This window comes from Streptomyces sp. NPDC051180, from assembly GCF_040689545.1.
Classification (GTDB): Bacteria; Actinomycetota; Actinomycetes; order Streptomycetales; family Streptomycetaceae; genus Streptomyces.
Map to the genome: position 1 here is coordinate 244,279 of NZ_JBFBBC010000002.1, position 12,038 is coordinate 256,316.

General features: G+C 76.0%; 11 protein-coding genes. 7 read left to right on the forward strand and 4 right to left on the reverse strand.

The features are described from left to right. Nucleotides 1–11: 11 nt before the first annotated feature. Nucleotides 12–1,754 carry a beta-galactosidase family protein gene (locus AB0424_RS04535; RefSeq protein WP_366302202.1) on the forward strand — a complete coding sequence of 581 codons (1,743 nt, stop codon included), beginning with the start codon at nt 12–14 and terminating at the stop codon, nt 1,752–1,754. Between the two features lie 123 nt (nt 1,755–1,877). On the opposite strand, the gene AB0424_RS04540 is transcribed toward AB0424_RS04535, so the two are convergent. Then, nucleotides 1,878–2,663, reverse strand: coding sequence for a serine protease (locus AB0424_RS04540; protein WP_366302204.1), 786 nt, complete (start codon nt 2,661–2,663; stop codon nt 1,878–1,880). A 160-nt stretch (nt 2,664–2,823) separates the two neighbouring features. On the opposite strand from AB0424_RS04540, the gene AB0424_RS04545 reads away from it, so the two are divergent. Then, nucleotides 2,824–3,708: a hypothetical protein gene (locus tag AB0424_RS04545; protein ID WP_366302206.1), complete on the forward strand. Its 885-nt coding sequence runs from the start codon at nt 2,824–2,826 to the stop codon at nt 3,706–3,708. Nucleotides 3,709–3,765: 57 nt separating this feature from the next. Then, the gene (locus AB0424_RS04550; protein WP_366302208.1) at nt 3,766–5,235 is read left to right on the forward strand and encodes an ankyrin repeat domain-containing protein; all 1,470 of its coding nucleotides are present in this window, start codon (nt 3,766–3,768) and stop codon (nt 5,233–5,235) included. A 9-nt stretch (nt 5,236–5,244) separates the two neighbouring features. On the opposite strand, the gene AB0424_RS04555 is transcribed toward AB0424_RS04550, so the two are convergent. The 3 genes from AB0424_RS04555 to AB0424_RS04565 form a co-directional block, all read right to left on the reverse strand. Next, nucleotides 5,245–6,816, reverse strand: a complete 1,572-nt coding sequence (locus tag AB0424_RS04555) for a PE-PGRS family protein (RefSeq protein WP_366302210.1) — start codon at nt 6,814–6,816, stop codon at nt 5,245–5,247. A gap of 94 nt (nt 6,817–6,910) precedes the next feature. After that, nucleotides 6,911–7,786, reverse strand: a complete 876-nt coding sequence (locus AB0424_RS04560; protein WP_366302212.1) for an SDR family oxidoreductase — start codon at nt 7,784–7,786, stop codon at nt 6,911–6,913. Nucleotide 7,787: 1 nt separating this feature from the next. Next, nucleotides 7,788–8,555, reverse strand: coding sequence for an SDR family oxidoreductase (locus AB0424_RS04565; protein WP_366302214.1), 768 nt, complete (start codon nt 8,553–8,555; stop codon nt 7,788–7,790). Nucleotides 8,556–8,622: 67 nt separating this feature from the next. Between AB0424_RS04565 and AB0424_RS04570 the strand changes: the two genes are divergently transcribed. Genes AB0424_RS04570 through AB0424_RS04585 form a run of 4 tightly spaced genes read left to right on the forward strand, consistent with a single transcriptional unit; the run spans nt 8,623 to nt 12,030 of the window. Beyond that, nucleotides 8,623–9,372, forward strand: coding sequence for an enoyl-CoA hydratase family protein (locus AB0424_RS04570; protein WP_366302216.1), 750 nt, complete (start codon nt 8,623–8,625; stop codon nt 9,370–9,372). After that, complete coding sequence (locus AB0424_RS04575; protein ID WP_366302218.1) at nt 9,369–10,220, forward strand: CoA-transferase; 852 nt, start codon at nt 9,369–9,371, stop codon at nt 10,218–10,220. The genes AB0424_RS04570 and AB0424_RS04575 overlap by 4 nt, the downstream gene beginning before the upstream one ends. Then, on the forward strand, nt 10,217–10,954 hold the full coding sequence (locus tag AB0424_RS04580; RefSeq protein ID WP_366302220.1) for a CoA-transferase: 738 nt from the start codon (nt 10,217–10,219) through the stop codon (nt 10,952–10,954). The genes AB0424_RS04575 and AB0424_RS04580 overlap by 4 nt, the downstream gene beginning before the upstream one ends. Further along, complete coding sequence (locus AB0424_RS04585) at nt 10,951–12,030, forward strand: nitronate monooxygenase (protein WP_366302221.1); 1,080 nt, start codon at nt 10,951–10,953, stop codon at nt 12,028–12,030. Before AB0424_RS04580 ends, AB0424_RS04585 begins: the two co-directional genes overlap by 4 nt. Nucleotides 12,031–12,038 lie beyond the last annotated feature (8 nt).

The window sequence follows — 12,038 nt, forward strand, 5'->3', positions numbered from 1 at the left end:
AGGGTGAGGCCATGAGCACGTTCGCTGTGGGTGACGAGGACTTTCTGCTCGACGGGCGGCCGGTGCGGCTGCTCTCGGGCGCGCTGCACTACTTCCGGGTGCACGAGGGCCTGTGGGAGCACCGGCTCGGGATGCTGCGGGCGATGGGCCTCAACTGTGTCGAGACGTACGTCCCCTGGAACCTGTACGCGCCGGAGCCGGGCCGGTACGGGGACGTGGACGAGCTCGGCCGGTTCCTGGACGCGGTGGCCCGGGCCGGGATGTGGGCGATCGTCCGTCCGGGTCCGTACATCTGCGCCGAGTGGGAGAACGGCGGTCTGCCGCAGTGGCTGACCGGTCCGCTGGGGCGGCGCGTGCGGACGCGGGACCCGGAGTTCCTGGCGCCGGTGGCGGCGTGGTTCCGACGGCTGCTGCCGCAGGTGGTGGAGCGGCAGGTGGACCGGGGCGGTCCGGTGATCCTGGTCCAGGTGGAGAACGAGTACGGGAGCTACGGCAGCGACCTGGCCTATCTGGAGTGGGTGGCGGAGCTGCTGCGCGACTGCGGGGTGAGCGTGCCGCTGTTCACGTCGGACGGGCCCGAGGACCACATGCTGACGGGCGGCAGCGTCCCGGGGGTGCTGGCGACGGCGAACTTCGGCTCGGGGGCGCGGGAGGGGTTCGCGACGCTGCGGCGCCACCGGCCGTCGGGGCCGCTGATGTGCATGGAGTTCTGGTGCGGCTGGTTCGACCACTGGGGCACGGGGCACGCGGTCCGTGACGCGGCGGAGGCGGCGGAGGCGCTGCGGGAGATCCTGGAGTGCGGGGCGTCGGTCAACCTGTACATGGCGCACGGGGGGACGAACTTCGCGGGACGGGCCGGTGCGAACCGGTCGGGTGAGCTGCACGACGGGGCGCTGCTGCCGACGGTGACCTCGTACGACTACGACGCGCCGGTCGACGAGGCGGGGCTGCCGACGGAGAAGTTCCGGCTCTTCCGCGAGGTGCTCGCCGGGTACGCGGAGGGGCCGCTGCCGGAGGTGCCGGAGCCGCCGGTGCGGCTGTCGGCGCCGGTGCGCGGCGGCTTCGAGGGCTGGGCGCCGCTGGAGGAGGTCCTGGAGGTGCTCGGCGACGAGGAGTCGGTGGCGCCGGTGCCGCCGACCTTCGAGGAGCTGGGGGTCGACCGGGGGCTGGTCCGCTACCGGGTGTCGGTCCCGGGGCCCCGTCAGCCGTATCCGCTGGGGGTGACGGGGCTGCGGGACCGGGCGACGGTGTACGTCGACGGGGTCCTCGCGGGGGTGCTGGAGGAGGAGGACGACCGGCTGGCCGAGCCGGTGGCCGGTCCGGCGGTGGTCGATCTGTGGGTGGAGTCGCTGGGCCGGGTGAACTACGGTCCGCGGCTGGCCGAGTCGAAGGGCATCACCGGCGGCGTCCGGCACGAGCGGCAGTACCTGCACGGGGTGCGGGCCCGCGGTCTGCGGCTGGACGCCTTCGAGGCGGCCGCGGTCGGCAAGGTGCCGTTCGGGGCGGTGCCGGCGGCGGGGCCCGGTCTGTACCGGGCGGTCCTCGACGTGTCGGGTGCGGGGGACGCGGTGCTGCGGCTGCCGGGTGCGACCCGGGGATTCGTGTGGGTGAACGGCTTCTGCCTGGGCCGCTACTGGGCCGTCGGTCCCCAGGACTCCCTGTTCGTCCCGGGCCCGGTGGTCCGCGAGGGCGCCAACGAGGTGTGGGTCCTGGAGCTGGAGGGGGCCGCGGCGGCCTCGGTCGAGCTGGCGTGAGGACCCGGGGCCGGGGCCTGGGCCGGGCGGATCGGGGGCCCGGGCCGAGCTCCGGCGCGCGGGAGGGCCCCGGGGCGCGGGAAGGCCCCGGGGCGGTGTGCCCCGGGGCCCTCCCCTCTCGGGTTACAGCGTGGCCGCGGCCGACTTGATCGCGGCGGCGAAGGTCGAGACCTCCGTGTAGACGCCGGGGTAGCCGGCCCGCGCGCAACCCTCGCCCCAGCTCACGATGCCCACCTGGATCCAGGCACCGGCGTTGTCCTTGCGGAACATGGGGCCGCCGGAGTCGCCCTGGCAGGTGTCGACCCCGCCCTGGCTGTAGCCGGCACAGATCTCCTCGGCCGGGACGAGGTCGCTGCCGTACGACGACTGGCAGGAGGCGTCGGAGACGAACGGGACGTTCGCCTTGAGCAGGTAGCGCTGCTGTCCGCCGCCCTCGCGGGCGGCGCCCCAGCCGGCCACGGTGAAGGTGCCGGTGTTGTAGGCCGTGGTGTCGGCGATCTTCAGGTTGGGCAGCGAGGTGATCGGGCTGGCGAGCTTGATCAGGGCCCAGTCCTTGCCCTTGCCGTTGTAGCCGGGGGCCTGCAGGACCTTGGTGGACCTGACCTTGATGGCGCTGCTCGACTGGAGGTCGACGACACCGGCGGTGGCGGTGATGCTGGTGTTGTTGCCGGAGCCGCTGACGCAGTGGGCGGCGGTGAGGACGACCTGGGGGCTGATCAGGGAGCCGCCGCAGCCCATGGAGAGCCTGACCATCCAGGGGAACTCGCCCTGGGCGGCGCGGGTGCCTCCGACGACGGGGGCCGGGGCGGCGGAGGCGGAGGTGGTCGGCTGGAGGCTGACGGCCGCCAGGACGACGGCGCCCGCCGCGGCCAGCTTCTGAAGGGTGCGGACCACACGGTTCTGCTTCATGTGCCTTCCTTCTCTCGTGGGGGGTTGCCCCTGACGGGGGTGACATGAGCCCGTCAAGGCATGTCCGGATTATGGACAGCACCCAACTGCCGCCACAAGCAAGCCTTTTCGGCCATGACCGGTGGTGGGACCGTACAGTGGAAAAGAGGGGGGATGCGGTATGCCGAACCGTGATGGGGCCGACCGTGTCACCCACGGCTTCCCGCACCGCGCCACGATCCGGGCCTCCCTCACCGCGCTCTACCGGCGCCTCTCCCCCGACGGCGTGCACCGCTACCCGGCCAGCGTTCCCCCCGCCGCCGTGGCCCTCGGCGACGACGAGGACCTCCACCTCGGCACCCAGCGGGTGGCCGGCGCCCTCGTCCGCCACCTGCGGCTGCCCGAGGCGCGCATGGTGGTGTGCTTCCGGACCATGGAACACGCGGCGACCGTGGAACTCACCGCCGGACCCGAGTACTTCGTCGAGCTCAACGACCGCTTCCGGACCCGCCGCAGGGACATCGGCGCGGCCCTCGCCCACGAGATCACCCACGTCCTGCTGCACCGCCTCGGCCTCGGCTTCCCCGGCACCGCCGAGAACGAGGTCCTCACCGACGTGGCCACCACCTACCTCGGCGCGGGCTGGCTGCTCCTCGACGCCTACCGGCGCGACGGCGTGGAGAGCCAGAAGCTCGGCTACCTGACGCCGGAGGAGTTCGGGTACGTCCTCGCCAAGCGCGCCGAGGTCTTCGGAGAGGACCCCTCGCCCTGGTTCACCAGCGCCGTGGCGTACGAGGCGTGGCTACGGGGCCGGGCCGAGGCGCGCCGCGAACTCGCCCCGCCACCGCTCGCCGGGGCCGGCTGGGCCGACCGTCGCCGGTACGACCGGGAGCGGCGGCGCGGCCGGGCGGCCCCGGGCGCCCCGTACGCCTTCGACGGCGGCGCCCCGGCCGTCGGCGTCGCCTTCCCCTGCCCGGTCTGCGCGCAGCGGCTGCGCGTCCCCGCCGGCCGGGCGCTGCGGGCCCGGTGCGGGGTCTGCCGCACGGTGCTGGAGTGCGCGGCCTGAACCCGCTCCCCGGGAATGGATTTGCGCCGGGGACCGACGGCGGGTCAGGGTCGGTGCATGAGCACGTTGTTCGACGCCATCCGGGACGGGGACGAGAACGGGGCGGTACGGGCCCTGCGGGACGGGGCCGACCCCGAGGGCCGGGAGGACGGCGAGAGCGCGCTGTACCGGGCGGCCCTCGGGAACGAGGCCGGCATCGTGCGGGTGCTGCTCGCCGCCGGGGCCGACCCGGCCCGGCGCAGCGGCGAGGACGAGGGCGACCTGCCGCTGTGCGGGGCGGCCTGCGGCGGGCACACCGAGGTGGTGCGGGCCCTGCTGGCGGCGGGCGTCGACCCGGACCAGGAGGAGGACTTCGGGTTCACCGCCCTGGCCTGGGCGCTGCGGCTCGGCCACACCGACACGGCCCGGGCGCTCCTGGAGCACGGCGCCGACCCCGACCGGCCCGGCCCCGACGGCGTCCTCCCGCTCGTCGCCGCCGCCCGGCGCGGCTCCGCCGGATGCGTGCGGGCCCTCCTCGACCACGGCGCGCTCGCCCGCGAGGCGGCCCTGCGCGAGGCGCGGCGGTGGATCGGCGTCGACATCGCGGCGGAGCTGCGGCGCGGGCTGGTCGCCGGGAACGAGGGCGGCGAGACCTACGAGGCGGTCGTCCGCCGGGTCCGCGAGGACGGCGGGGTGACGGTCGTCGTGGAGCTCCTGCGGGAGGACGGCGCCCCCGGGCGCGGCGACGACCGGCACACCGGGCACGCGGCGATCGCCACCCTCCTGGAGGCGGCGCTGGGGCTGCGCACCCCGCACGAGGAGCTGGCGGCGCGGGCGCTGCGGTGCGGCGACCCGGAGCTCGACGACTGGACGACGGCGGTGGCGGAGCTGGCGGGCCGGGCCGACGAGGAGACGTTCGTCGCGGCGGCCGGCTGGTGCGCCTACCGCGACCCGCTGCGCCGGGCGCTGGGCGCGCGGGTCCTCGGCGCGCTCCCCGGCTTCGCCCCGGGCGCCGTTCCGGTGCTGCGGCGGCTGGCCGCGGACGCCGCCCTCCCGGCCCGCGAGCCCCTGCTGTCGGCGGTCCTCGCGCTCGGGGAGTGCGCGGACCCGGCCGCCGTCCCCGAACTCCTCACGGCGGCCGGGCATCCCGGTGCCGCCGTGCGGCGGGCCACCGCCGCCGCGCTGGCCGGGATCGTCCCGGCCGGGCACGTCGAGGCCCTGGGCGTGCTGCTGGCGCTGAGCCGGGACGGCGATCCCCGGGTGCGGGACTGGGCGACGCTCGCCCTGGCGGAACTGCCCGACGACACCCCGCTGGTGCGCGAGGGCCTCGCCGAGCGCCTCGGCGACGACGACCCGGAGACCGCGGCCGAGGCGGCGCGGGGTCTGGCGATCCGCCAGGACCCGCGCGCCGCCGACGCCCTCGCCTCGATCCTCGCGGACGGCGCCTCCGACGGACCGGCCCGAGAGACGGCCCTCGCCGCGCTGGAGCACGTCCACGACGCCCGCGTCAGGACCCGTCTGGAGTGGACGACGCCCCGGCGCGGCTGAGCGTCGGTCTCAGTCGCCCCGCGCCGTGCCGCGCACGACGGCGACGCGGGCCTCGACAGCGTCGACGATCCGCCGCATGGCGGCCTCCGGGAGGGCCGGGTTCAGGACGGCGTCCCGCACGGTCGCCCGGTCGAGCAGCAGCCGGAGCAGCGCGTCCCACGGCAGGGCGGGGTGGCGTGCGGCGAGGGCCCGTACGGACCGGTCGGGGTCGTCGAGAAGCCGGGCGGCTGCCGCCGGGGAGAGCCTCGGGTCCTGGGCCGCGTCCTGGCGGACCTCGGCGGCCGGGTCGTGGGCGAACTCCTCGACCAGCTCCGGGGTGGAGTCGGGGTCGTCGAGCGCGAGGCGCCGCAGGCGCGGGTTGGGGTCGGCGGCGAACCGCAGGAGTCCGGCGCGCGGGAAGGCGGGGTGGCTGCGGGGCCGTCCGGGGCTGGAGAAGCTGCCGGTCCACCAGTGCCAGACCTCCAGGAGCATGTCGGCGGGGGCGTCGTCGCAGGACTCGGCGAGGAAGAGCCGCACGACCTCGTCCTCGTCGCGGGCGAGGAGCGCCGCGACGTCCGGGGGGAGCCGGCGGGCCCGGGCGACGCTGCTGCGGATGTACGGGTGGCAGGAGGCGGCGAGGCGGCGCATGGCCTCGGGGTCGTCGTGCAGGGCCGTCACCCAGGGCACGGCGTAGCGCAGGGTCGAGGTGTCCACGGTGACGCGGACGGCGGCCCGTTCCTCCTCGGTGAGGTCGGCGCGGAGCGCGACCGCCTGTCGGACGGTCTCGTCGGCGTCCTCGGCGAGCCGGGCGACGCCGGCCGGGGGCAGGTCGGGATGGCCGGCGATGCCCCGCCGGACCGCCGGGTCCGCGTGCGCGGCGAGGCGGAGGGAGAGCGCGGGGGCGAGGCGGCACTCCTCCAGGCCCCGGAAGTCGGTGCCGCCGAGCGCCGTGTGGCCGTCCTCGTCGAGCGGCTCGTCCCGGTGGTGCCGGATCAGGGCCGCGGTGCGGACCCCCGCGTCGGCGTCGGCGAGCAGGGCGGCCCGCGCCGCGGGGCCCAGGTGCGGCCAGGCGGGGGCGCAGGCCGCGGCCCGCACGGCGGGCGAGGCGTCCCCGGCCAGGGTGCGCAGCGGCTCGCCCGGCAGGCCGGGGAGGCGGGCGGCCTCGGCGCGGACCAGCGGCGAGGGGTCGGCGGCGAGCCGCTCGCGGGTGGCGGGTGCGAGCGGCGCGCGGGCGCGGGCCGCGTCCTGCACGAAGTACGCCCGCCGGGCCCCCGAGGTCTCGGCGGCCAGGTGGCGTTCCCACTGGGCGGCCGTCAGCGCCGTCCGGGCCTCGGACAGCGCGCTCCGCACACCCCGGTCCGGGTGGCCGGCGGCGGCGTCCACGACGGCCGGCGGCAGGTCCCTCGGGTGGACGAGGCCCGCGTCCAGCGCGAGCAGGCGGATCAGCAGGTCGTCGGGGAGGGCCCGGTTGAGGCCGATCCAGTCCCAGCCGTTCACGAACGTGCCGAGCGGGTCGTGGTCCTCGGCCCCGTCGGCCGCCGGGGCCGTCCGCTCCCCGTCCGCCCGCTGCCGCTCCGTGTCCTGTCGCCGTGCCGGCTCCATGCCGCTCCCCTCCCCGGTGTGCGGTTCATCCTGCCCTGCCGGGAGGGGGCGGCGAACGGGGCCGTGCCGGGGCGGCGTGCGAGGAGCGGTGCCCTCAGGCCCCGTAGACCGGGCGCGGCGGTTCCGCCTGCGCGAGGAGCCTGCGGGCGCTCTCCCCCGCCTCCGCCGGGGACCGGCGCCCGCCCTTGTCCTCCGTCGGGCCCGGCCGCCAGCCCTCCATCACGGTGAGCCGGCCGCCCTCGGCCTCGAAGACCCGGCCGGTGACCCCCTCGGAGTCCGCCGATCCCAGCCACACCACCAGCGGCGAGACGTCCTCGGGCAGCGCGTCGAGGCCGTCGAAGACCCGCTCGGTCATCCGGGTCCTGGCGGCCGGCGCGATGGCGTTGACCTGGACCCCGTACCGGGCGAGCTCGGATGCCGCGACGAGGGTGAGGCCGACGATCGCGGCCTTCGCGGCGGCGTAGTTGCCCTGTCCGACGCTGCCGAGGAGTCCGGCGCCGGAGGTGGTGTGGACGACCCGCGCCTCGGGGGTCCGCCCGGCCTTCGCCTCGGCCCGCCAGTGCGCGGCGGCGTACTTCAGGGGGAGGAAGTGTCCCTTGCCGTGGACCCGCATGACGGCGTCCCAGTCCTTCTCGTCGAGGTTGACGAGCATCCGGTCGCGCAGGAAGCCCGCGTTGCTGACGAGGGTGTCGAGCCGTCCGTACGCGTCGAGGGCGGCGGCGACCAGGGAGGCGGCGCCCTCGGTGGAGGCGATGTCGCCGCCGTGGGCGACGGCCTCGCCGCCCGCCGCCCTGATCTCCTCGACGACCGCCGTCGCGGGGCTGTCGGGCCCGGGGCGCCCGTCGACGCCGACCCCGAGGTCGTTGACGACGACCCGGGCCCCTTCGGCGGCGAAGGCGAGGGCGTGTGCCCGCCCGAGCCCTCGTCCGGCTCCCGTCACGATCACCACGCGTCCGTCGCAGAGTCCCATGTCAGCTCTCCTTGTTGGCAGTTGCGGCGTCCAGGAAGGCGGGGCGTTCGCCGCCGCCGTGTACGAGGAGCGAGGCCCCCGAGACGTAGGCCGCCCGGTCGGAGGCGAGGAAGACGGCCGCCTCGCCGATCTCGTCCGGTGCGGCGAGGCGGCCCAGCGGCACGGTCCGGCCGACGGCGGCGACACCGTCGTCGTCGCCGTAGTGCAGGTGGGACAGTTCGGTCCTGACCATGCCCAGGACGAGGGTGTTGACCCGTACCTCGGGGGCCCATTCGACGGCCATCGAACGGGCGAGGTTCTCCAGGCCCGCCTTGGCCGCGCCGTAGGCGGCGGTGCCCGGCGAGGGCCGGGTGCCGCTGACGCTGCCGATCATGACGACCGCGCCGCGCGAGGCGCGGAGCAGCGGGTGCGCGGCGAGGCTGACGGCGAGCGGCGCGGTGAGGTTGAGCTCGACCACGCGCGCGTGCCGTTCGGCCTCGCCCTCGCCGAGGAGGCGGTGGGGGGTGCCTCCCGCGTTGTTGACGAGGACGTCGAGCCGCCCGTACCGCTCGGCGAGCGTGGTGGTGAGGAACTCCCTCACGGCGGTGGGTTCCCTCAGGTCGAGGGGGTGGAAGTCGGCGGTGCGGCCCGCCGCTTCGACCGGTGTGTCCGGGGGTCTGCGGGCGCAGACGGCGACCCGCGCGCCGGCCCGCAGAAAGGCGCGTGCGATGCCCGCGCCGACGCCCCGGGTTCCGCCGGTGACGAGCACGACCCTCCCGTCCAGCTCCATCGGCTGCTACCTTCCTCCTCAAGAGGTTACCTAACAAACGTTTGGTGGAAAGGTAGCTGATCCGCTCATGGGTGTCTCCACCTCCCGCACGGGCCCGGGCGTCGCCCTGGTCACCGTCGACTTCCCGCCCGTCAACGCCCTGCCCGTCAAGGGCTGGTACGCGCTCGCCGACGCCGTCCGCGCCGCCGGCCGCGACCCCGGGGTCCGCTGCGTCGTCCTGACCGCCGAGGGGCGCGGCTTCAACGCGGGCGTCGACATCAAGGAGCTGCAGCGCGACCCCGGCCCCACCTCCCTGATCGGCGCCAACAGCGGCTGCGCGGCGGCCTTCGCGTCGGTGTACGAGTGCGAGGTGCCGGTCGTCGCCGCGGTGGCGGGCCACTGCCTCGGCGGCGGCATCGGCCTCGTCGGCAACGCGGACGCGATCGTCGCCGCCGACGACGCCGTCTTCGGCCTGCCCGAGCTGGATCGGGGCGCGCTCGGCGCCGCCACGCATCTCTCCCGGCTGGTCCCCCAGCACCTGATGCGGGCCCTGTACTACACCTCGCGGACCGTGACCGCCGCCGAGCTGCACGCCCACGGGTCGGTGTGGAGGGTGGTCCCCCGCGACGGGCTCCTGCCGGCCGCCCTGGAGCTCGCGGGCGAGATCGCGGCGAAGGACGGGACGCTCGTCCGCCTCGCCAAGGCCGCGATCAACGGCATCGACCCCGTGGACGTGCGGCGCAGCTACCGCTTCGAGCAGGGCTTCACCTTCGAGGCCAATCTGGGCGGTGTCGCCGACCGGGTCCGCGCCACCTTCGGCAAGGAGGACTCCCCGTGACCGACAAGACCATGACCCCCGAGGACGTCGTGGGGCGGCTGCGCTCCGGCATGACGATCGGCATCGGCGGCTGGGGCTCGCGCCGCAAGCCGATGGCCCTGGTCAGAGCGCTGCTCCGGTCCGAGATCACCGATCTCACGGTGGTCTCGTACGGCGGCCCCGACGTGGGCCTGCTCGCCGCCGCCGGGCGCGTCCGGCGGCTCGTCGCCCCCTTCGTCACCCTCGACTCGATCCCCCTCGAACCGCACTACCGGGCCGCCCGCGAGAACGGCACCCTCGCGCTGACCGAGCTCGACGAGGCCATGTTCATGTGGGGACTGCGGGCCGCCGCCCACCGGCTGCCCTTCCTGCCCGTCCGGGCCGGCCTCGGCTCCGACGTCATGCGGGTCAACCCCGCGCTGCGGACGGTCGCCTCCCCGTACGAGGACGGCGAGGAGTTCGTCGCCGTGCCCGCCCTGCGGATGGACGCGGCCCTGGTCCACGTCAACCGCGCCGACCGGCACGGCAACGGCCAGTACCTGGGCCCCGACCCGTACTTCGACGACCTGTTCTGCGAGGCCGCCGACACCGCGTACGTCTCCTGCGAGCGGCTCGTCGAGGACGGCTTCGGCCCCGACACCGTCCCGCAGTCCCTCCTCGTCAGCCGGCACAGCGTCACCGGCGTCGTCGAAACCCCCAACGGGGCCCACTTCACCTCCTGCGTCCCCGACCACGACCGCGACGAGGCGTTCCAGAAGCTCTACGCGACCACCCCCTGGCCCGAGTTCGCCGCCCGCTTCCTCGGCGGCGCGAGCGAGGAGGACTACCAGCGCGCCGTCCAGACCTGGCAGAAGGAGCAGCAGCCGTGAGCAGCCCGAGCGCCCCGCCCGTCACCCGCGCCGAGTACTGCGTCGTCGCCTGCGCCGAGGCGTGGCGGGGCGCCGGCGAGGTGCTGGCCAGCCCCATGGGCCTCGTCCCGTCCGTCGGCGCCCGCCTCGCCCGGCGCACCTTCTCCCCCGACCTGCTGCTCACCGACGGCGAGGCGATGCTCGTCGGCCCCGACGGACGCCCCGAGGGCTGGCTGCCCTACCGCCGCCACCTCGCGCTGGTCACCGGCGGGCGGCGGCACGTGATGATGGGCGCGAGCCAGATCGACCGGTACGGCAACCAGAACATCTCCTGCGTCGGCGACTGGGAGCGCCCCTCCCGGCAGCTGCTCGGGGTGCGCGGTGCCCCGGTGAACACCCTGAACAACCCGGTGAGCTACTGGATCCCCCGGCACTCCCCCCGGGTCTTCGTCGAGCGGGTCGACATGGTCTGCGGGGTGGGGTACGACCGCGCCGGGGACGCCCCGTACCACCGGCTGGTCCGGGTCGTCAGCGACCTCGGGGTCTTCGACTTCGACACCCCCGACCACCGGATGCGGCTCGCCTCGGTGCACCCGGGCGTGAGCGTGGCCGAGGTGCGGGCGGCGACCGGCTTCGAGCTCGCGGCCGACGGCGACGTGCCGACCACCCGGGAGCCGAGCGCCGAGGAGTTGCGGCTCGTCCGCGAGGTCATCGACCCGCGGGGGCTGCGGGACCGGGAGGTCGCGCCCCGATGAGGACCGCCCTCACCGAGCTGACCGGTGTCCGCCACCCGATCGTGCAGACCGGCATGGGCTGGGTCGCCGGGCCCCGGCTCGTCTCCGCCACCGCGAACGCCGGCGCGCTCGGCATCCTCGCCTCCGCCACGATGACCGCCGCCGAACTGCGCGCCGCCGTCCGCGAGGTGAGGTCGCGCACCGACCGCCCCTTCGGGGTGAACCTGCGGGCCGACGCCCAGGACGCCCGCGAACGGGTCCGGATCATCGTCGACGAGGGCGTGCGGGTCGCCTCCTTCGCCCTCGCCCCGTCCCGCGACCTGATCGCCGAGCTGAAGGACGCCGGGGTGGTCGTCATCCCCTCCGTCGGCGCCCGCCGGCACGCCGAGAAGGTCGCCGCCTGGGGCGCCGACGCGGTCCTCGTCCAGGGCGGCGAGGGCGGCGGGCACACCGGCGAGGTCGCGACGACCGTCCTGCTCCCCCAGGTCGTCGACGCCGTCGGCATCCCCGTGATCGCCGCGGGCGGCTTCCGCGACGGACGCGGGCTGGTCGCCGCCCTCGCCCACGGGGCCGCCGGCGTCGCCATGGGCACCCGCTTCCTGCTCACCTCCGACTCGACCGTCCCGGACGCGGTCAAGGCCCGCTACCTGGCGGCCGGCGTCAAGGACGTCACCGTCACCACGGCCGTCGACGGGCTCCCGCACCGGATGCTCCGCACCGAGCTGGTCGCCTCCCTCGAACGGGCCGGGCGGGTCGGGGGGCTGGCGCGGGCCGTCCGCCACGCGGCCGGCTTCCGCCGGCTGTCCGGGCTCTCGTGGCCCGCGATGATCCGCGACGGCCTGGCCCTGCGCCACGGCAAGGACCTCTCCTGGAGCCAGGTGCTGCTCGCCGCGAACACGCCGATGCTGCTGCGGGCCTCCATGGTCGAGGGCCGCGCCGACCTGGGCGTGATGGCCGCCGGGCAGGTGGCCGGGGTCATCGAGGACCTCCCCAGCTGCGAGGAGCTGGTCGCCCGGATCATGGCCGAGGCCGCCGACGTGCTCCGGGCGCTGCCCGTACCCGATCCCACCGTCCGCTCCGAGCCCGCGAACCCGTAGGGCTGCCG